At 39.1% G+C, this 21,636-nt stretch carries 18 protein-coding genes; 13 read left to right on the forward strand and 5 right to left on the reverse strand.

Going from position 1 to position 21,636, the window contains the following annotated elements; translation table 11 throughout:
* Window positions 1-200 precede the first annotated feature (200 nt).
* The 6 genes from CH362_RS02480 to CH362_RS02505 are packed head-to-tail and all read left to right on the forward strand — an operon-like array spanning window position 201 to window position 6,178.
* On the forward strand, window positions 201-932 hold the full coding sequence (locus tag CH362_RS02480) for a phosphoadenylyl-sulfate reductase (protein ID WP_100708754.1): 732 nt from the start codon (window positions 201-203) through the stop codon (window positions 930-932).
* Window positions 929-1,837: a sulfate adenylyltransferase subunit CysD gene (gene cysD / locus CH362_RS02485; RefSeq protein ID WP_100704992.1), complete on the forward strand. Its 909-nt coding sequence runs from the start codon at window positions 929-931 to the stop codon at window positions 1,835-1,837. The genes CH362_RS02480 and cysD overlap by 4 nt, the downstream gene beginning before the upstream one ends.
* Window positions 1,837-3,078: a sulfate adenylyltransferase subunit 1 gene (locus CH362_RS02490; protein ID WP_100708755.1), complete on the forward strand. Its 1,242-nt coding sequence runs from the start codon at window positions 1,837-1,839 to the stop codon at window positions 3,076-3,078. The genes cysD and CH362_RS02490 overlap by 1 nt, the downstream gene beginning before the upstream one ends.
* 9 nt (window positions 3,079-3,087) lie before the next feature.
* Complete coding sequence (gene cobA / locus CH362_RS02495) at window positions 3,088-3,864, forward strand: uroporphyrinogen-III C-methyltransferase (protein WP_100708756.1); 777 nt, start codon at window positions 3,088-3,090, stop codon at window positions 3,862-3,864.
* Complete coding sequence (locus CH362_RS02500; protein ID WP_100708757.1) at window positions 3,861-4,460, forward strand: precorrin-2 dehydrogenase/sirohydrochlorin ferrochelatase family protein; 600 nt, start codon at window positions 3,861-3,863, stop codon at window positions 4,458-4,460. The genes cobA and CH362_RS02500 overlap by 4 nt, the downstream gene beginning before the upstream one ends.
* 32 nt (window positions 4,461-4,492) lie before the next feature.
* Window positions 4,493-6,178, forward strand: coding sequence for an NADPH-dependent assimilatory sulfite reductase hemoprotein subunit (locus CH362_RS02505; protein WP_100708758.1), 1,686 nt, complete (start codon window positions 4,493-4,495; stop codon window positions 6,176-6,178).
* Between the two features lie 55 nt (window positions 6,179-6,233).
* Here CH362_RS02505 and CH362_RS02510 read toward each other — a convergent pair whose 3' ends face one another.
* Window positions 6,234-7,334: an SMP-30/gluconolactonase/LRE family protein gene (locus tag CH362_RS02510; protein ID WP_100708759.1), complete on the reverse strand. Its 1,101-nt coding sequence runs from the start codon at window positions 7,332-7,334 to the stop codon at window positions 6,234-6,236.
* Window positions 7,334-8,248, reverse strand: coding sequence for a peptidoglycan DD-metalloendopeptidase family protein (locus CH362_RS02515; RefSeq protein WP_100708760.1), 915 nt, complete (start codon window positions 8,246-8,248; stop codon window positions 7,334-7,336). Before CH362_RS02515 ends, CH362_RS02510 begins: the two co-directional genes overlap by 1 nt.
* A gap of 79 nt (window positions 8,249-8,327) precedes the next feature.
* Here CH362_RS02515 and CH362_RS02520 point away from each other — a divergent pair, with 79 nt between their 5' ends.
* The 7 genes from CH362_RS02520 (at window position 8,328) to CH362_RS02550 (ending at window position 19,005) form a co-directional block, all read left to right on the forward strand.
* Window positions 8,328-9,188, forward strand: coding sequence for a CPBP family intramembrane glutamic endopeptidase (locus CH362_RS02520; protein WP_100708761.1), 861 nt, complete (start codon window positions 8,328-8,330; stop codon window positions 9,186-9,188).
* Window positions 9,188-9,982 carry a hypothetical protein gene (locus tag CH362_RS02525; RefSeq protein WP_100708762.1) on the forward strand — a complete coding sequence of 265 codons (795 nt, stop codon included), beginning with the start codon at window positions 9,188-9,190 and terminating at the stop codon, window positions 9,980-9,982. Before CH362_RS02520 ends, CH362_RS02525 begins: the two co-directional genes overlap by 1 nt.
* A gap of 9 nt (window positions 9,983-9,991) precedes the next feature.
* Complete coding sequence (locus CH362_RS02530) at window positions 9,992-11,842, forward strand: chloride channel protein (RefSeq protein WP_100708763.1); 1,851 nt, start codon at window positions 9,992-9,994, stop codon at window positions 11,840-11,842.
* Between the two features lie 270 nt (window positions 11,843-12,112).
* The gene (locus CH362_RS02535) at window positions 12,113-13,681 is read left to right on the forward strand and encodes an OmpP1/FadL family transporter (protein WP_100708764.1); all 1,569 of its coding nucleotides are present in this window, start codon (window positions 12,113-12,115) and stop codon (window positions 13,679-13,681) included.
* A 137-nt stretch (window positions 13,682-13,818) separates the two neighbouring features.
* The gene (locus tag CH362_RS02540) at window positions 13,819-15,111 is read left to right on the forward strand and encodes a sterol desaturase family protein (RefSeq protein ID WP_100708765.1); all 1,293 of its coding nucleotides are present in this window, start codon (window positions 13,819-13,821) and stop codon (window positions 15,109-15,111) included.
* A gap of 118 nt (window positions 15,112-15,229) precedes the next feature.
* Window positions 15,230-17,338, forward strand: a complete 2,109-nt coding sequence (locus CH362_RS02545; RefSeq protein ID WP_100708766.1) for a DUF4139 domain-containing protein — start codon at window positions 15,230-15,232, stop codon at window positions 17,336-17,338.
* 8 nt (window positions 17,339-17,346) lie between these two features.
* Entirely contained in the window at window positions 17,347-19,005 is a 1,659-nt protein-coding gene (locus tag CH362_RS02550; RefSeq protein ID WP_100708767.1) for a mucoidy inhibitor MuiA family protein, read from the forward strand.
* A 4-nt stretch (window positions 19,006-19,009) separates the two neighbouring features.
* Here the strand turns inward: CH362_RS02550 and CH362_RS02555 are convergent, their stop codons facing one another.
* From CH362_RS02555 to CH362_RS02565, 3 genes are all read right to left on the reverse strand, one after another.
* Window positions 19,010-20,065, reverse strand: coding sequence for a vWA domain-containing protein (locus CH362_RS02555; RefSeq protein ID WP_100708768.1), 1,056 nt, complete (start codon window positions 20,063-20,065; stop codon window positions 19,010-19,012).
* A gap of 95 nt (window positions 20,066-20,160) precedes the next feature.
* Entirely contained in the window at window positions 20,161-20,802 is a 642-nt protein-coding gene (locus CH362_RS02560) for a histidine phosphatase family protein (protein ID WP_100708769.1), read from the reverse strand.
* Entirely contained in the window at window positions 20,787-21,599 is an 813-nt protein-coding gene (locus tag CH362_RS02565; protein ID WP_100708770.1) for an adenosylcobinamide-GDP ribazoletransferase, read from the reverse strand. Before CH362_RS02565 ends, CH362_RS02560 begins: the two co-directional genes overlap by 16 nt.
* Window positions 21,600-21,636 lie beyond the last annotated feature (37 nt).

The following is a 21,636-nucleotide window of genomic DNA, read 5'->3' on the forward strand; positions in this document are numbered from 1 at the left end:
CGGCAGAGAGATAAAATTCTCAAAGCAAATCGGAGAATTTCTATATTCTATAAAAATTCTCTATTCTGTACCGGCTACGGTGGGATCCTTGTAATATAGCATCAACTATACTTTACAAATAGTCCAATATATAAAACTTTGGTACATTATATTGGTCAGCCTTAATTTGGGCAGGTCCAATATATAAAGGTTCGATTTCGATGAGTCCATCCGATCTGGAAGCAAAATTAAAAGGTCTGAGTTTAGAAGATTCTTTGGCGAAAATCTCCCAAGAATTTCCGGGACAAGCAGTGTTCTCTACTAGCTTCGGTCTAGAAGATCAGGTAATTACTCACTCAATCTATTCCCAAAATTTGGACATTCGTATCTTTACATTGGATACAGGTAGATTGTTCACCGAAACTTACGAACTTCATAAACGTACGAATGGAATGTATGGTAAACGTATCCAAACATTCTTCCCAGATGCACAAGCGGTAGAAGATCTTATTAATGAGAAGGGCCCCGATTCCTTCTATGATTCTATAGAAAATAGAAAAGAATGTTGTCATATTCGCAAAGTTGTCCCTTTAAACAGAGCTTTAGAGGGAGCAAAAATTTGGATCACCGGAATTCGTAACGATCAATCCGGTTCCAGAGAAAATTTAACTAAAGTGGAGTTGGATGCAGGAAGGGATATTTTGAAATTCCATCCTATCCTGGATTGGTCTTGGGAGAATGTACAACAGTACGTTCAAGACAAACATATTCCATATAATCCTCTTCATGATAAGGGATATCCCAGTATCGGATGCGCTCCTTGTACGAGAGCGGTCATGGCGGGCGAAGATTTTAGAGCCGGCCGTTGGTGGTGGGAGAATGAATCCACGAAAGAATGCGGACTGCATTGGGTGGATGGAAAACTGGTAAGAAAAAAAGGATCAGAAGTATGACGACTAGAACTCGATTGTCGCATCTCCAACAACTAGAAGCGGAGTCCATTTATATACTTAGGGAAGTAGCCGCTCAATTTGAAAGACCTGCGCTTTTATTTTCAGGGGGGAAGGACTCGATCACTTTGGTGCATCTTGCGCTAAAAGCTTTCCGTCCAGGAAAATTCCCATTTCCTTTGGTTCATATTGATACAGGGCATAACTTTCCAGAAGCATTACAATTTCGTGATGATCTTGCAAACCGTATCGGAGAAAAACTGATCGTTAGATACGTTCAGGATTCCATAGACCAAGGAAAAGCTGTAGAGGAAAAAGGAAAATTCCCAAGCAGGAACGCAATCCAAACAGTTACATTATTAGATACTATCGAAGAATTCAAATTTGATGCATGTATAGGCGGAGCTAGAAGGGACGAAGAAAAGGCACGCGCGAAAGAAAGAGTATTCTCCGTGCGCGATGAATTCGGAAGCTGGGACCCTAAACTGCAAAGACCAGAACTTTGGAATATTTATAATGGAAAGATCCATGTAGGAGAGAACGTAAGAGTTTTCCCTATTAGTAACTGGACGGAGCTGGATGTTTGGGAATATATCAAATCAGAAAATATCCCTCTTCCTTCATTATATTTCTCTCATAGAAGACAAATTGTATGGAGAGAAAATGTAGTATTCCCTGTTTCAGAATTCGTGACCTTAGATTCTTCCGATAAGGTAGAAGAGAAAACTGTACGTTTCAGAACTGTTGGTGATATGACTTGTACTGCAGCAGTAGAATCTGAAGCAAATTCCTTAGATGATATTATTCGTGAGATCCAAACTTCCAGAACAACTGAAAGAGGATCCAGATTGGACGATAAGCGTTCCGAAGCTGCGATGGAAGAACGCAAAAGAGGCGGTTACTTCTGATGGACTTATTACGTTTTATTACTGCTGGAAGTGTAGACGACGGAAAATCCACATTGATCGGTCGTCTTTTGTACGATAGCAAATCAGTATTCCAAGACCAGTTGGAAGCGATTGAAAAAACAGGCCAAGTAAATGGTCAGATCAATTTAGCACTTCTTACAGACGGACTTAAGGCAGAGAGGGAGCAAGGGATCACAATTGATGTGGCCTATAAATACTTCTCCACTCCTAAAAGAAAGTTTATCATCGCAGATGCTCCGGGGCATATCCAGTACACTCGAAACATGGTGACTGGCGCTTCTAACTCTGAGCTAGCAATTATTCTGATCGATTCTCGTAAGGGAGTGATCGAACAAACTTACAGACACTCTTATATCGCTTCTCTATTAAAAATTCCTCATGTAGTTATCTGTGTGAATAAGATGGACTTAGTGGATTTTTCCAAAGAACGTTTCCAAGAGATTGTAGAAGATTATAAAAACTTCGCTTCCGATCTGGATTTTAAAGGGTTGGAGTTCATACCAATTTCTGCCCTGAATGGGGACAATGTTGTAGATACTTCTCCAAACATGACTTGGTGGAAAGGTAAAACTCTTCTGGGTTATTTAGAAGATCTAGAGATCGAAGTAGATGAGACCAAACATGAGCCTAGATTTCCAGTTCAATACGTGATCCGTCCTCAAACGGAAGAGCATCATGATTATAGAGGATATGCTGGCCAGGTCAGGAGTGGCGTTTTCAAAAAGGGAGATGAGATTGCAGTTCTTCCAAGTGGTTTACGCTCTAAGATCAAATCTATTCTAACACACGAAAGAGAAGTGGAAGAAGCTTTTGCTCCTATGTCTGTTACTATTCTTCTGGAAGACGAAATAGATATTAGTCGCGGTGATATGATCGTAACCGATAAACACCAGCCGGTTGTTTCCCAAGATCTGGAAGCTGAACTTTGTTGGATGGATGCCAAGTCTTTGGTTCCTGGAAATAAATATCTTTTAAGACAAACTACAGGCTCTGTAAAATCCGCAGTTAAGGAAATATCTTTTAGGATAGATATCCAAACTCACGAAAAATTAGAGTCTTCTCAACTTGCTTTGAATGAGATTGGAAGGATCAAGATCAGAACTGCGAAACCTATTGCATTCGATAGTTATTCCGAAAATCGCGGAACTGGAAGTTTCGTATTAGTAGATGAAGGTACGAATAATACCGTTGGCGCCGGAATGATCGTAGGAGCCTACTGATCTAATTTAATGAATACCGAAGTAGGAAAAGTATATTTGGTGGGTGCAGGTCCCGGAAATCCGGAATTAATGACCTTAAAAGCCCTTAGAATATTAGAAAAAGCGGAAGTAATTCTGTACGACGCTTTATTAGATTCTTCCTTTTTGGAATATTTTCCTTCTTCTTGTCTTGTCCATTATGTAGGTAAAAGGGCGGGGCAACATTCCGCCACCCAAGAAGAGATCCAAGAGCTGATAGTTCGATATTCTCTCCAAGGTAAAACCGTAGTACGTTTAAAAGGAGGAGATCCTTTTGTATTCGGTAGAGGTGGAGAAGAATTACTCACTTTAAGAAAACATAAAATTCCTTATGAAATTATTCCTGGTGTAAGCGCATTGAGTGCAGGATCTTCCGGTGCAGGTTTTCCTTTAACACATAGAGGATTGTCCAGACAGGTTCTGATCATGGACGGTCACACTGTTTTACAGGAAGATACTGATTGGAAATGGTTTGCTGAGTTCAAGGGCACGATCGCTCTATTTATGGGAACTTCTTCCATTGTACAGATCTCTAAAAATTTGATCGATAACGGAGCTTCTTCTCTTGTTCCAGTAGCTTTGGTAGAAAATGCGAGTTTAAAAAACCAAAAGACAACTGTGACTAGCTTGGGTAGAATTATAGAAGAAGGTTTATCCAAACAAAGTTCCGGACCTGGAATTATTTATATAGGCCCTGTTGTACATCTGATCGGAGAAAATCCTGAACTAGATTTTCAGGGATTTGCTTCTCAAGGAGAAGGGGTATGAACCAACTTCTCCCAGTTTTTATAAAATTAGAAAATAAAAAAGTGTTAGTAGTCGGCGGGGGTAATGTTGCTCTCGAAAAACTTCAACATTTGAAAGATACTGGATGTAAGCTAACAGTTATCTCTAAAGAATTCAAACCAGAAACTGTTCGTTTACTTTCTTTCATTAAAGATGCAAAAATAGAAACAAGAGAAGTTCAGATCTCTGATCTAAATGATTTTGATCTAGTATATTCTGCTACAAATGATAGGCAGACCAACCGTGACCTGGTGGAGTACGCCAAACAAAAAAAGATTTGGATCAATTGTGCAGATGATCCTTCTCTGTGCGATTTTTATTCTTCTGCATATTTTGATAGGGGGCCGATCCGTGTGGCGGTTTCCACTCAAGGAGGGTTCGCTGGGCTTGCAGGAACCATCCGTACGATTCTTGAAGAGATCCTTCCTGAGGATCATGATCCAGAATTGGAAAATTTATTAGAAATCCGTAATTTAAGTAAGAGTAAACTGGGAGATCCTGAAAAAAGAAAAGCGGCTCTCAAATTTCTTCTTGGAGAGTTTAAAGAAAAATATCTCTCCACGGATGCGAAATCATAGGAAAGCTATAATCCAAAAGGACGATACGATCGATGTCAGAACAAAAAGAACTTAGCGAAGTCGAGCATATTAAAACCACCTCTAAGGGACTAAGAGGAAAAATCGGTACTGCTATCGAAACAGGTGCAGATGGATTTGAGGAAGATGATAAACAATTAATCAAATTCCACGGAATGTACCAGCAAAAGGACAGGGACCGTAGAAAGGATGATGCTGGAGAATTTATAGAGAACCCAACCTCTTTTATGATCCGAGGAAGGATCCCTGGCGGAAGACTTACTTCGGACCAATACATGGTTTGGGACGATCTTGCTGATAAATTCGGCGGTGGAGCTTTACGTTTAACGACTAGACAGTCCATTCAAATGCATACGATCCTTTTAAAAGATCTGAAACCGATCATGCAAGCAGTTCATAAGGTGAATCTTTCTACCATGGGAGCATGCGGTGATGTTGTGCGTAACGTGACTCAGGCTTTAAATCCTTGGGGAAATAAAGAACTTACACAATTAGATCCGATCGCTCAATTATTATCCGATCATTTTAAATATAAGAGTAATGCATACGCCGAACTATGGTTAGGCGAGAGCCAACTTAATAAAGAGGATGAGCCGGATCCGATCTATGGAACTACTTATCTTCCTAGAAAGTTCAAAATAGCTGTTACACTTGCTGGTAATAACTCAGTCGATATTTATACGAACGATATGGGATTCGCGGCTACATTGGATGCAAATGGTAAAATAGACGGTTATTTCGCTTTTGCGGGTGGTGGACTCGGGATGACTCATAATAAGCCTGAGACTTATCCTAGAGCTGCTGACTTACTTGGTTGGATCCCTGAAAAAGATCTGATCTCCGTTGCAGAAGGTATCGTAACTTCTCATAGAGATTTCGGAGATCGTACTAACCGCAAACATGCTCGTTTGAAATATGTTTTAGCGGAGAAGGGCGTGGAATGGTTCCGCTCCGAAGTTGAACGCAGATCCGGTGCAAAATTCGATATCGATCGTAAACTTCCTAAATGGGAAACTCCAAATTATCTGGGTTGGACAGAAAGAGCAGATGGAACTCTTGCATTAGGATTCCATACTCTTTCAGGAAGGATCAAAGACTTCCCTGAGAAACCATTAAAAACTGCTTTGAAAGATATTATTTCTGGTTTTAACCTGAGTGTGCAGGTAACTGCGGATCAGGATCTAGTTTTGATGGGAATCAAAAAAGAAGATAAGGTAGTATTAGAATCTAAATTAAAAGAATATAATATTAATCCAGCTTCTCCTAAACCTTTGTATGACCGTGCGCTTGCATGTCCTGCGCTTCCTACTTGCGGTTTAGCATTGACTGAATCCGAAAGGACTTTCCCTCAATTATTGGAATCTATCCAAAAAGTGATCGATAAATTGGATCTGAATGATAGAGCCCCTATCGTAAGAATGACTGGATGTCCTAACGGTTGTGCAAGACCTTATTCCGCAGAAATCGGAATCGTTGGCCAACAAGCTGGAGGAAAATATTCCTTATTCTTCGGAGGAAATCCAGAAGGAACCAAAGTGGGTGACTATGTTGCTAAGAAGGTTCCATTCGCAGACATTCCTGTCCAATTAGAGAAAGCATTCGAAGTTTGGAAAAACGAAGGAAACGCGAATGAAAGATTTGGAGACTTTGCTGCTCGATATTCCTTAGATAAGTTTAGGGAATTGTTAGGAGCGATGTAATCTTCAGCGATGTGTTTCACTTTGAAGGAGCGCTCCAATCGGGGCGCTTTTTTGTTTAGAAAAACATCTCCAGGGTTTCAAACTTCCACTTCCAAACTTTCTGGGAAGAAAATCCAGCAAGTAAAAGTCCGGATCCGTACTGCAAAGCAGATGTAATTGATCCTAATTTATCCGAAGTATTGTCCATCAAAGAGAGACTGATATCTCCTTCTTCATTCATCGAAAGAATATAAGCTAATTCTCCTTCTAAGGGTTTGAAGAAGAATGGAAGTGCAGCGATTGCCTTTTTCAAAATTGGGAAATTTTGTATCTTATCGATTGCGATATGTCTGGGAGAAGATAAAGCGATCCAGAAATTTCTCTGAGAGTCTGAGCTGATCAATGCTGGGCTTCCTGGAAGATGTGTGATAAGGAACTGGTCTTTGCCTGCCTTCTTCCCTTTTAACCAAATACGAGAAACACGATGCCTATACTTTTCTCCAAAGACCAAAAAATCTTCGAAAGAAGATAAACTGATCCCAGTAGGATGATATAGATCTTCTAGAACTGTTTTTACTTCTTGGGTTCTTGGATCATAAGAAAGAATTCTGCCATTAGGTTTGGATTCCAATTCTTCCAAATAGGAATCTTCATAGGAAAACTTTCTACTTACTTCTGTAAAATAAACAGTTCCATCTGAAGCAATATCTAAACCGTACAGATTTGTTAATGGATTTCCTTCCGAATCTTCTCTCAGAAGTACATTTTCATTACCTTTAGAATCGTAAAATGCAAGTCCTAATCCGGAAACACAGGCGACTAGATTTTCCTTTCCATCAAATACAATTCCTAACGCTCTGCCAGAAGTTTTAGCAAATAGTTCTGTTTGCCCGTCAGTTTTGATCTTATAAATATTTCCATCAGAAGAACCTGTATAAATAGATCCTCTTGAGTCAACCGCAAGGCCGAAAGGTTTCTCGATTGGGGATTTTTCATTTACTACATTAGATATAAATAATATATCTCTTTCTTCTTGGCGAATAATATCATCTGGATCATAATCTGTCGGATCGGTTTTAGCCCAACCGAATAGAATAAATGTACCGAAAATTAGGAATAATAGAATAGAAGGAATAAGTATCCTAATTGCTGGATTCGAAAGTGATCTATGAAACATCAGACATGACCCTTAAAAATGGGCCTCTGTCTCAAACTATTTCTTAATACTTCAAAATGTAAATGAAATCCGGTGGCTCTTCCGGTCATTCCAACTTCTCCGATCAATTGTCCTTTTTTGACCTTTGAGCCAGGAGCTACCAATAATTTACTTAAATGTCCGTACTTGGTTTCGTAACCTAATCCATGTTTTAAAACGATTAGGCTTCCGTAGCCGCCTCTTGTTCCGGAAAAAGAAACTTCTCCTTCTGCAGATGCATAGACTGGGGTTCCTTCTTCTGCAGCAAGATCAATACCTCCGTGAAAGGTGTCCTTTTTAGTGAAAGGGTCTTTTCTTCTTCCGAACTTGGAACTGATTCTTCCTTCATCTGCTAAAGGATCAGAGAATACTAATCCGTAAAAAAAGTTTTTCTCTTCTTTAGGTAATCCTCTTCCTGGAACGAACCATGATTTTCTGAGGTCATCATAGTATAAGAATTTGGGAGAGATCCGAAAACGGGCCGCGACTTTTTTGCGTGTGGATTCGTCGGGAGAATGTTCTTCCGAGTCGTAAACTCCTCTCATGTTCGGGATCAAAAGTTCCATCCCAGGATAAATGTCTTGGGGAGAAGCTAATTCGTTTACAGAGGAAAGAGTGTCCAAGTCCATTCCGGTCCTGGCCATGATCTTAAAAAAAGTATCCTTGGGTCCAACTTTGTAGACTAGGAATCTAAGATGGACTAGATCTTTTTGATCCAAGTTGGAAACTGAAATTTGAAGGTTATATTTTATCTCTTCTCTGACTCGGATGATCTTAGTATCCGAATATTCTAAACTTTTTAAGGGAAGGCGATCGTAAACCGCGTGGACCTCGTTTAGAGAGACTAGTATGAGTGCGGATAACCAAACTAGGAAATGTCTTTTGAAGGAAGGCATATCTTTTCTCTAGTCGGCAGATTATAAAAAAACAATGACGCAAAAAATCCCCCATAAATGATTGGAAGGGCCCTTTGGAATGGATTTAGAAAAGGAAGATCAAAAACTCGCACCCGGCAGAGACGTTCTGCTTATGGGTCTGATCCAGGTTTTCGTACTGTTCATCGGTATGTATTCCTATATGAGGATCACCCGTCTCCAAGTAGAGAGCACCTTATCTCTTAAAGCCCCCAAGCAGAATTTTGTTAAAACAAAAGAAGTAGTAAATACAGTATCTTCCGAAGTAGCTTGGAACGAACCAGCCTCAGCTGAAAAAGCAGTTAGAGAATATACAGAATATGTAGTCACTAAACGTCCTTGGTTATTGTCCTTGGACAGGATCATCTGGGGATTATGTTTTTTAGTCCCTTCTTACTTTTTTATTCGTAAGATCGCTAGGATAGAAACTGCCGAGTTTACTGATTCAGCAAACGGCAGAGATATTATAGCAGGTGTAGCAACTGGATTTGCTACATTCTGTTTTGTGAATGTAGCCAGTAGCTTGATCTTTTTTATTATAGGTAAACCTCAATCTAATTATCTTGAGATCATTCTTACCAAAAATCTCTACATGAATTGGAAGTTATTAGGATGGACCTTGCTTGCAATTTCTTTCGGAGCCGGGATTTTCGAAGAATTTTTCTTTAGAGGTTTTTTATTAAAATACTTTGAAGAAAAAAGCTTAGGTTCTATCGGACTCATTATCACCTCCGTTATTTTTGGTGTGGTACATTTTAACGGAGGATCTTATGTGGCACCGTTCCTGCTTATATTTGTGGGACTTTCATTCGGAATTTCTTATTTAAAAACCGGTAATATATGGGTGCCTGTGACGGCGCATATTACTTATAATGCGTCCATGCTTTTAGCCGGATTTCTACTTGGAGACAGGATCTCTTAATGAACATGCAAAAATTTTTTCAACATAAAATCCTAAATACCTTATTCGTATTTTTCTTTTTGTCTTCCTTCTCTTCTATATATGCTGGAGAAGTTTTCGAATTAGAAGGTGATCCTGGAGAGAACGATATCAGGCTTCTTTCCGCATTGAATCGATTGACTTATGATAGAGTATTATCCAACCAAAACACAAAAGGTTTTGCATTTAGATATACCTCGAAATGGTATTCTCCTCTGCAATTGGATGTATTCGTTTTAGGACTCGCTAAAAGAGAAAAGATGAGTTTGATCCGGATCGAATCTTCTAAGAAGGGATCTGAAAGAGTTTTTAGGAATTTTATACAAGAAGAGCTTACTAAAAAAGAATTAACAGGTGGACTTACAAATTATACCGATGTTTCGGAAGCAGCAAAGTTCGAACCTTATCGTAAGAGCTATTTTTGGAGTGAATCTTTGGCTATAGTCCAACCTGCAGCTTCTGTTTTTTATAACTCTTACAAATCTCCAGTTTATGGGGGTTCGGATAGACTCAAAAGTATGTTCGGTTATATCGGTTTGGATCTTTTACTCGCAGGGATTGGATATTATTACGCAACCACTACGATGGAAAAGAATAGTGCACTTGAGACTTACTTTTTCAAGCCTACTCCTTCCGGAAACGTATTGGATTCTCCTGGAGCACCTGTATTTATTGGTTTGTTGATCCTACCTAGATTGTATAGAATGATCGGTGGTTGGCAAGATACGTACACTCATAATCGGATCATGGAGATTTCGGTTTCGAAATCATTTTAAGGATCTTTTATGTTCGGAAAAGCCTTCACAGAATTCCGACAAAGACCAATTTTATCTTATTTTACAATTAAGGGTAGAAGGTCCTTATATCTATATTGTGTTCTGACAGGTATTGTTTCCGGCTTGGGCGCCCTTCTTTTTTCCAGAGCGCTTGCTTGGGCAGAATACATTTCTTTAGAATCTATATCAGGTTTGCATAATACACATTCAGGTGGAGAATATTTCGTTTCTCTCGAGCCGATCGCTTCTGTCTATTTAGGACGATGGGTTCTTTTGATTCTTCCTGTATTAGGAGGATTGATCGCTGGTTTGGTAATCTGGAAATTCTCTCCTGATTCTGCAGGCACCGGAACAGATTCACTAATAGATTCTTTTCATAATAAAGAAGGTAAGGTAGATCCTAAGGTTCCTCTTATCAAGTCGATCGCAACCATATTCACATTATCTTCTGGAGGAAGTGGAGGGAAAGAAGGTCCTATCTCTCTAATTGGTGCAGGATTTGGTTCTTTGGTCGCAAATCTTACTAAAGCAGGTGCGAGAGCAAGACGCACATTACTGCTAGCAGGGACCGCGGGAGGCCTAGGCGCAATTTTTCATGCTCCATTAGGAGGAGCATTGACCTCTGTAGAGATGATGTACAGAGAAGATATCGAAAGTGATACATTGGTTCCATGTATCATTTCATCCGTGACAGCATTCCTAACATATTCTTCCTTTAACGGATTTGGTTCTGTGTATAAGGTTCCTGAGATTGGATTTATAGAATATAAGGAACTCATCTTTTATTTATTTTTAGGGATCTTATGTTATATGAATGGAGCCTTTTTGATTAAGGTATTTCAATTCATACAAGAATGGTCCAAGTCTTTGAAACTTCCAATGTGGATCAAGCCTGCTTTAGGTGGAATTCCTGTAGGCATCATTGGTTATTTTTTGCCTGAAGTTCTCGGAACTGGAGCTGGCGCTTTGCAAGATGTATTGGAAGGTAGCTTTCAATTTCCTATCTACACTTCTTATCTAAATCAGGATCTGCAGATTATATTCTTTTTCTTACTTCTCGCGTTCCTAAAAATTATCACAACTTCATTTACAATTGGAAGTGGTGGATCAGCAGGAATGTTCGGTCCATCTTTATTCATTGGCGGAATGTTGGGAGGAGCACTTGGAACATTTGCAAAATTAGTTTTAGGTTACCAAGTGTCTGTTGCTTCCTTTGTGCTCGTCGGGATGGGCGCTTTTTATGCAGGTATAGCGAGCGCTCCGATTGCAGGAATGGTGATGATCTGTGAGATCATAGGAAGTTATTCTCTTCTTCCCCCATTGATGATTGTTTCGATCATCACATTTGTTCTTTCTCATAAACTGAATTTATATAAAAGCCAGAAGAACACTCGTTTCCAATCCCCAGCTCATGATTGGGATATGAATCGAGATTTGTTAGAAGGTATCCTCATCCAGGATATCCGGGGCAAACTCAGAAATATAGCAGAGGTAAAAACTTCTACCCTTCTTTCTAAGTTGGAAGAAGAAGCGCTGAAGATCAACGCAAGTGACTATATTGTTCTGGAAGAGAATGGAAACTACTTCGGAATGATTTCCTTGCGTACAAGCCGCTTATTTTTAGAAGGAAGAGATCTCACTCAGAACCTGGTCCTTGTGAAAGATGTTACTGACACCTCAATTCTACCGATTTCCGTTCGAACCGACCTAGCAACTGCATTCAAGACTCTCTTAGATATGGGGATGGATAAGATTCCCGTTGGAGAGAATGGTAAATATTTGGGATATTTACGTTATGCTGACATCATTTCGATATATTTTGAAAAGACTAGGTCCTCAAAGCCGACTCCAGGCGTTTAAACTGGATTTTTAGCTCTTCTTCAAAACCCAAAAATATATGTAGCGTTCATTCTTTTACAATAATCAATATTTATCTTTAAATTTTAATCATTTCTACCGTTTTACGATAAAAAATGACCAATGGTTCTTTTTTTGATTTTAGTGGACAATTTTAGGCTTTCCGCTAAGATACGGAAAATTTTTAAAAAATAACTGATGTGTAATAAAGAGATCAGCCAATTCTAGATGGGTTAGGGTAAGTTATGGAATTGGTTCAAAGCAGGAAGGAAAATGCGAAACAGAGCTTATAGTCAAAAAATTATCTCCGGATCGAGGATTATCCTCGCAGTTTTGGGGATATTAGGGGTCGGCACATCTGAGCTGACTGCTGGTAGTTACGGGGATATCTACGGTGCCCATGCAGGTGCAGCGGGGATGGCAGGCGCAGTTACTGCTACAGTGAATAACTCATCTGCGGTTTTCTATAACGTTGCCGGTTTGGGAAGATTGAACGAAGCAGATTTGTTTGTCGCTCAATGGGAACAAAAGGAAAAAGATAAAGAAGCAGCAGCAGCGAATGGAGAAGTTCCTAAGGATGCGAATGGGAATCCAATCCCTCAAGAAGGTCCTTTACTTAACACTGAACCTCAAGCTGAAAACGGCGCGCCTCCTGATAAATGGTATAAACGAACTTGGTTTAGTTTCAGAGATGGCTTTGCGAATATGGGAAAGGGGATGTTCACTTATCAGCCTCTTCTCCGCCCGAACCGTCCTTTTCATGAAGTGTCTTTTTTAGGAACATACGCGAACCCTACTTTAAAGAACAACGCTCCTAAGAATGAGAACACAAAAAACCCTGACGACAGTTTTGTTGGTTTGGGTTTTACAATGAACCTAAACGAAATTTTCGATATAGGTAGAACTATCCGTTTCGGATTGAACGCTATTGTTCCTGCTTCCGGAAACTTAATGGTGGTTAACGATCAGAACCCTACTGTTCCTAGATACCTTCAATCAGGAAAAAGTAATGAACGTCCTACCATCATGGCTGGGGTAGGTGTGGAACTTTGGAAAGACCGTCTTTTTGCAGGGGTTGGTATCACCGCACTTGCAGGTGGTTCAGGTGCGATCTTATTAAAAGACGTTCCTATCTCTCCAGATCCTGTACAAGCAAACTCGCAAGTAGTTCTAACTTTAAAACCGATCATCAACCCAACTTACGGACTTCAATTTACTTATGGTAAATGGAGTGCTGGGGTTTCCTATAAAAGAGAAACCTATCTGTCTGCGGATCCTATTCCTGCTCGCGCTCAAACTACTCTTTTAGGGATCCAATTAGATTTCGATCTGGCTTTATTGGATCAGTACAACCCAAGAGTTTGGTCTTATGGTCTTGGATTCAGACCTTCAGAAAAACTTTTATTAAGTTTAGATGTGAACAGAGAGATGTGGAGTTTATATAAACTTTCTAGAATTAAGGAAAAATATTCCGAACCTCTGGATTTTCATGATACCACAAACGTTCGTATGGGAGCTGAGTATGCTTTCCGTCCTTTCTTGAAGTTTAGAGGAGGTCTTGGGAAAAGACCGAGCCCAGTTCCTCATTATGCAGGAGCAAACAACTGGATGGATAATGATCGTATGATCTACTCCGTCGGTGTTTCCTATATCTTCAACGGAAAGAATTTTGCATTCTTGAAAGACAGATTGAAAAACCCAGTGATTTTCGATTTGGCAATTACGAACCAACAGTTGAAAAACGTGGAGATCAATAAAACTTTCCCTACTGAAAGGAATCCAAGCTATAATTACGGCGGATATATCTGGTCCGTGAACTTCTCCGTAAGCTTGTTCTTCTAATCTTTTTTCCCTTCCTGGGAAAATGAAATAACATCTGTTATCTAATAGCTCCATCTGAGGCGGAATTCGAAAACCGCCTCGGTTCTTTTTCTTGACCGAATGATCGCTACAGAGATAGTCGAAACTCGGTAATAGAGATGGAAAAGAATATAATTGAACTGATCACCCCCGTATTTTTCGTTTTGATAGTAGTAGAACTACTTTATTCCGTGTTTGGAGACAAACCATTCTATCGTTTTAAGGATTCTATCAATAATCTTTCAGCCGGGATCTTCATGCAGATCTTTACAGTGTTTATCACTCTGGCATTGATGGCGGTATACTCCTGGGTATATGCAAAATTTGGAATATTGAATATTTCGAACGATTCCTGGATAGGTTGGGTGTTTTGTTTCGTTCTCGCGGATTTTTTCTATTATTGGTATCATAGATTTGGACACGAGATCAATATTTTCTGGGCTTCTCATGTGGCTCACCACCAAAGTGAAGATTATAATTTTACAGTGGCCTTAAGACAAGGAGTCACTCAGAATACATTCTCTCTTCCATTTTACCTTCCGTTAGCATTGATGGGATTTCCTCCTATCATGTTCCTTCTTTGTATCCAGATCAATTTTGCGTATCAATTCTGGCTTCATACTAGAGCGATCCCTAAGTTAGGAATTTTTGAGTGGGTATTCAACACTCCTTCTCAACATAGAGTCCACCATGGAAGAGATCCTAAGTATATTGATAAAAATTATGCAGGAACACTTGCGATCTGGGACAGAATGTTCGGATCTTACAAAGAGGAAGAAGAAGAGCCTATCTTTGGGATCGTAAAACCTATGCAGACCTGGAGTCCTATTTGGACACAGTTCCATTATTTCGAAGAGTTATTTCATCTTTCCTGGAAAACTAAAAGCTGGAAGGATAAATTTTTAGTCTGGATCAAACCTCCAGGTTGGAAACCAAAAGATCTGGGAGAATCAGTGGTTCCTCCTGAGATTGATAGATCTACTTATGAAAAATTTAATACACATATTCCTTATACATTACTAGCGTATTCTATCACTCAGTTCTTCTTCGGATTGGGTGCTTCGATGGTTTATCTAGAGTTCAAAAAAGAATTACCTCTTTTTGAAATGTGTGCTTTAGGTTTTTATGTTCTTTGGACTCTTTGGAATATAGGTGCGATCTTTGAGCTAAAAACTTCAGGTATTGTTTCTGAGCTGCTCCGCCTGGCTTCTATAGCCGCATTGACCTATGTGTATCCTTTTGATTTTACTCATGTAGAAAAATTGACTGCTGTTCTTCCAGTAGAAACTTTACAATATCTTCCTGAGCTAATGAAGCAGGTTGCATTGATCTCCTTCTTTGTATTGGGAGGCTTTTTGGTTTCTCAAAAAAGGTTTTTCAGCATCAAAGGATATACGCCTAAAACAGTTTAGTTCCTGATTTTTGAGCTAGTTTTTAGAGCTAAAAGCGCCTTTTCAACGAAGGCGCTTTTTTTGTGGTCGTGAAAATAAATTGACGAACTATGTTTCGGCAAGTATCCACATAGAACCTATGATTTCTCGTTTTTCTTCCTCGGTTCTTGCAGCTTCCTTTCTGATTTTGCTAGGGACTAATTTTTACGCCCAAGAATCCGATCCTTCTGCAAGTGATACTCCTACAGCCATTACGGAAGAGGAGAAGGCTTCCAAGTCCCCTGTCTCAGTCTCTTACGCAAGGATTGATTCTGTTCTGCTATATTCCGATCTGGTTTACGTCACAAGACAATCCGAGGTCAAACTTCCTACAGGAGTTTCGGAAATTTTATTGGGAGAAATTCCAATCGCTTCTTTGGACAAGAGTGTGATCATCACATTTACCGATCCGAATAGAAAATTTAAGATCAAAGGGATCCGAGTTTCAGAAAAAGCTTCTAGAAGAAAAAAATCCCAAGAAGCCGAAGAATTGGAAAAAAGAAAAGAAGGTCTACTTTTAGCTTTAAGTACAAAGTCGCGAGAAGTCCAAGATCTTTTGGATTGGGAAACTTCTATCAAATCGATTAAACCCGCGATCCGAGAACAAGATGGATTAGTGGAGAAAATTGACTCAGAAAATTTTTCTTCCTTCCGTAAAACGTATACCGAATTAGCTGAAGATAATACAAAACTTAGATTAGCAAAGCTGGAAGAGTTAGATCGTATCCGAGAAGAATTCTATATAGTTAGCACTAAGATCGCTCATCTTGCAGAAGGTGATACTCTACGAAGAAAAGAGATCCGGTTAGATGTGGAATCAGATTCAGCAAATGTATTTCCTTTCGAATATAAATATTTGATCAGAGGTGCGAACTGGTATCCTCGTTATACATTGGAGTTAAATTCAAACGGACAAGAGGCAGAGTTAGGTTGGCATGCATTAGTTCGTAACGAAACTGGAGAAGATTGGAAAAACGTTAGATTAGAATTTTCTACTGCTAATCCAAACCAAGACATAGATTTACCAGAATATAGAGAATACAGGATTGCTTCTAAGGAAGTAGCTGTTTATTCAGGAGAAGGAGATTATTCTCCAGCTGATAAGGAATATGATGCTCCTTCTAAACCTTCTGCAAATGCTGGTAGCAGCGTACTCCGAAGCAAAAAAGAATCTAAAAAATCTGCTCCTTCACCAAAGGTCTCTCAAAGAAGTAGATCAGAAGAGAGAATCGATGATGTACAATACCAGGAAAAAAATGATAGTCCTTTAATGCAATCTCGTGCATTGATAGAAGGAAATTATAAAGATAGATCCAATTCACTTCGTGTAGAAGAAAATATGAATAGGCTTCAAGGAGAACTTGCGAGCCAAAAATATTCTTTCGACCAAGGATCTTATGAAGAATCCATTCGATACGGAAAAGAAGCTCTCCGCAGATTTTCAGGTTTAAGAGAAAGTTCCAGAAAAGAACTGAAAGAGCTCGAAAATGAAGTACAAAATCTTTTGAATAGATCTTCTCAGTTGAGTTCGGATAAAAAATATTCTAGCCAGTTGATTGCTCCAGGAATTTCTTCCGAAGGATTTGATTTCAGATATATTGCTCAGTCTAGAGAAAAAATTCCTTCTGATCGTACATTAAATCGAGTATTTCTTCGTAAAAGAAATATCGCAGTTCGTCCTGGTTATGAAACTTCTCCGCTTACAAATGACGGAGTTTTTCTGAATGTAGTTTCTTCGAATACAGAAAGAGAACCTTTACTTGCTGGTCCTCTAGAAATTTACTCTGGAGAAAATCTTTTAGGAACAACTTCTGTCTCCACTTTAAAGCCAGGCCAAGAAATCAAAATGGAACTTGGACCTGATAGAGATATCAAGGTAGAAAGGAAACAGGAGAAACTGGATGATAAGTCTGGGATCATTTCTCGGAAAAAGAATATTCGTTATAGAGTTACTATTTCCATTAAGAACAACAAACGTAGAGCAGTTCCTGTCCGTTTGATAGATCGTATTCCTTATACAAACGATGATAGTGTAAAAGTGGAATGGTCGGCGGGCACAGATATTCCTAAGTCCAAAACGGAAGATGGAATTTTAACTTATGAATTTGAAATAGGTGCGAATTCTCGTAAGGCGGTTCAATTCGAATACACAGTTTCCTATCCTGCGGATAATATACTCCGCGAAACGCCAGGTTCGGATTCATATTGAGGCTTATTATGAAAAATTATAAAAATTTAATGTATTCATCTTTTGTTAGATTCTCCGTGATTTTTGGTTTGGTTTCTTTTCCGGTGTTTGGAAAAGAGTTCAGCCTTCCGATTAAGGAGGTAACTGTTCATCAGGGTACAGCTCAGATTTTAAGATCTGGAAGAGTCCAACTGGAGCCTGGAACAAACAAGATCGAGATCTCTTATTTACCAGTTTCTCTTTTAGAAGAAACCTTAACTGCGGCGGTAACTGCACCACAAGTTGAGGTCACAGGTTCAAGAACTTGGAAAGAAGAAGGTACTGCTGCTTCTAATCCAGAGGTTGCTCAACTCCAGAAAAAAGTTCAGCAATTAGAGAAGGATCAAGAAAGTATATTAGCAAAAGAGAATGATCTAAAAGCAGAAAAAGAGCTATTATCCGAAATGCGCAAAAAAGTCTCGGATGTTGTAGGTCGAAATCTTTTATACGGAAGGGTAGAAGGAGATGGAAAAAACTGGGGAACTTATCTTAAGAAAACCAGAGATGAGGCCGTTTCTATTTTTGCTATTTGGGAGAAGTTAGAAAGATCCAAACGTAAGGTCCAAACTGAACTGGAGGAGGCTCGGGCCCAACTCTCGCTCCTATTATCCCAAGCAGAAAAAAGTACACGCACCACTTGGGTTCAAATCGTAAATACAAGTTCTGAGGCAAAAAGTGTAGAGCTTCGTTTGAGTTATTTAGTTCCGAGTGCAGATTGGAAACCTACTTATATTCTAACTGCAGATGATTCTTTGAGCAAAGCGAAGTTAGAATATATAGTAGAGGTCCGACAAGAATCAGGAGAAGATTGGCGAGGGGTACAACTTTTACTTTCTACCACCAGACCAGATCTATCTCTCAGAAGGGACAGACTTCGTCCATTAAGGTTATTTGATGTAGAAGTAGATTCCAAACAAGAAATTCTCACTAATCAAACTCAGGCAGTTGGCGCAGCTCAAATGCCTAACGAAGAATCTAATATTCCTTCTACCGAAGAACCTTCTCCTTCCAGTGAAAGAGGAAGTGGATTTTTGTTTAGGCTTCCTAAAACGATCACATTGGCGTCTCAAAAAGAATCCAGAAAGTTTGAGATGTTATCTTTTAGTGCACCTATTCAGGTAAAAACTGTCGCTTCTCCTAGATACAAACCATTTCCTTTATTGGAAGCAGAGTTTCAAAACATGGGAGAATTTCCGATCCTTCCCGGAGAAGTTTCTTTGTTTAGAAGTTCAGGACTTGTAGGAAGAACAAAAGTTTCTTATGTTTCTCCGAAAGAAAATCTATCCGTATCTTTGGGGACCGAAGGTAGTTTAAGACTTTCTTATAGAAAGGATTGGAACCAAACAAAAGAGGGACTTATCTCTACTCAAAAGGTAATGGAGAAGAAGGTCTATCTAAGTCTGGAAAATTTTGGCAAAGAAAGTAAAACTGTGATCGTAAGAGAGCAGATCCCAATTTCTGAATCTGCAAGTGTAAAGGTAGAAGTGAATCAAGAGGCAAGCACTCCTGGTTCTAAGGAATATCGAGCTAACTCAGGAATTATAGAGTGGAGCTTGGTGATCCCGCCTTCTGGAAAAAAAGAGATCAAGTTGGAGTATAAGGTGACTTATCCAAATCACCAAAACTTAGATTTTTTAAGATCATTCTAAGATCTTATTCTGTTAGATTTTTTTCTCCACTCTTGTCTACGGAACTTGGGATACCTTTTGTATCCCAAAGTTCCAATTCCAAATTTAAAGGAAGATGCGCTGGAGCTGAAATTTGAAATTCTCCTTCTCCCTTTCTTGCATGGAAACAGATCTGTTCTGTTCGTTCAACTCTTTCCGGCTCAGCGGCTCTTTGTGGATTCCAGTTTTGTATTTTAGAAGAAGCGGAACTTCTTCTTTTCAAATTTAAGATCACACATTGATTATCAGAATCGGAGTTTTCAAAAATAAATTTTACTCTATAAAAATTCTCTTCTGAATCAGTTTGATTTTTTTCAATACCTGCAATTCTGATCTTAGGCCTACGTTTTTCTGGGTCTATTTCGGTTCTTTTAGGAATAGGTTCTTGTTTTAAAAGATCTTCCATTGCAAGAAAGAAATCACTATCTTCTCCCACATTATAATATCTTCCGTTCCCTGTTTTTGCTAAAGATTGCATCACTCTTTTTTCGTCTGGTTTCAATCCGAGACCGAAGATATGCATTTTAAAATTTATTCCTTTTTGTTGAAGGACCTGTAATTCTTTTTCTGGATTTCCGTAACAACTTTCAATTCCATCAGTCACTAGGATTAAGTCAGTCGGAGATTTTCTGCGGATGATATAATCTCCAGCGATTCGGATGGACTCTGCAAGTGGAGTTGCGCCGGAAGGAGTGAGACCGAAAAGTTTATTTTGAAAACCTGGACGATTTCCTTTTTCTAAAGGTTGGTAAAGTCTGGAAGATTGGCAACCAGGTAGGCGATTTCCGTAAGCGATAAAACCTACTTCAGTTTCTTCGGGAAGTTTATCTACATAATGGCGAACATACTTTTTTGCAAGATGTACCTTTTGGTAGATTCCAAGATATTCATTCATGGAGCCACTTGCATCTAGGATGAATAGTTTTGCTGTTTCTGGTTGCCCTGGTACTGCGAGCTCAGGTGATGTATCTGAAATAATAAAAGAAGGGCCAAGAAGCAAAGACACAATAAGAATAGATTTAAAATTTCGGAAAAAGACCATGATGGATTCGAAATACTATAATCCTTATCGGATAAAAATAAAAACACCTTAGCGATATGGTTTTTCTATTTATGTCTTATTTGTTCTAAGTAAGTTTACTTCTTATTCCAATAAACAAACTGAGGATAAGATTCCATTTCTCCAAATCGGACCTTAAAACAAGAAACAGATCCATATTCTAGAACCAATCGAAACGAATTCTCTAATGGAAAACCTAATACGATAGATGATAAACATCGGATTGGTCCGCCATGACTTACCCAGATGGTTTTGTATTCGGAAGTTTCCCCTTCTTCTTTTTTAAGATTTTCCCAGGTTCTTGCTTCTCGCAGACCTTCTTCCCAGGATTTCAAAATCCTTGTTTTTAATTCTGAGTAAGTTTCTCCGCCTGGAGGCCTTCTGTTTACATAATCTTCCATCCAAGGATCTGTTTCCGATCTTGGTAGGTCTTCCCACAAACGTCCTTCCCAATTACCGAAATCTAATTCTTGGATATTTGAATCTACTTTCCAAGCAGGAGCGATTGATTTTGATTCTAGATGTTTGCTGATATATTCGGCTAGACTATAACATCTAAATAAGGGACTCGTGCGGATAGAATGTACTTTTTCAGGAAGAAGTTTTAAAACATTTTCCGCTTCTTTTTCAAAACTAGAAGGAAGTCCTAGGTCCGATTTACCGTAACAGGTTCCAGGTTCAACTTCAGGAGTTGTATGTCTGACTAAAAAGATTTCCATGCGGCGACGATCCCGATCAGATACAATAATTCAGTGACTTGTTGGACTGCGCCTAAACAATCTCCAGTATATCCACCCAGCCATTTTTTATAAAAACTTCTGAGATATAAATATCCGAACATTTGTAAAAGGAACGGATATAATAAAAATCCAAAAACTCTGTCGGAAGGAAGATATTCATTATGAAAGAATGCAAGCCATGGAACAAATCCCCAAATTCCTGCGATAACTACATTATAAGTTTTTAAAGTTTGGATGATCGGTTTTGCCTTGGACAGCTGGTCTTCTCTTACATAAGAAAGAGTTTTTGCAGTAAATAATGCCCAAAACCTACTCGAAGAATGAGAAGAAAGTATTGTGATGAAGAGGACTTCTATAGAAAATTCTTCCAAAGATTTATAACATGCAAATTTAAGAAGAAGAACAAGTATGATACCTATTGTCCCGAAGGCGCCGATCCTACTATCCTTCATGATCTCTAGGATCTTCTCTTTGGTCCAGCCCCCACCGAATCCGTCACATACATCTGTGAATCCGTCTTCGTGAAAAGCACCGGTAACCAAAACAGAAACTGCCATAGCCAAAACGATGCTGATCTCCCAGCTCAGAGAAAGGTCTGCAACCCATAAAACAAACCATGTTGCAGCTCCAACAATCCATCCTACTAATGGAAAATATCTGGAAGAAGAATTGAGATATTCGTCTGAATGTTCCACCCAAGATGGAACGATGATACGAGTATTATAACGTACGGAGGAAAGAAAAATGATCAGTTCTTTGCGGATAAATCCAAACATGCAAAGACGAATTTATTCGTTCCTCCGATTCGGGCAG

It is taken from the genome of Leptospira saintgironsiae, from assembly GCF_002811765.1.
GTDB classification, from domain to species: Bacteria; Spirochaetota; Leptospiria; order Leptospirales; family Leptospiraceae; genus Leptospira_B; species Leptospira_B saintgironsiae.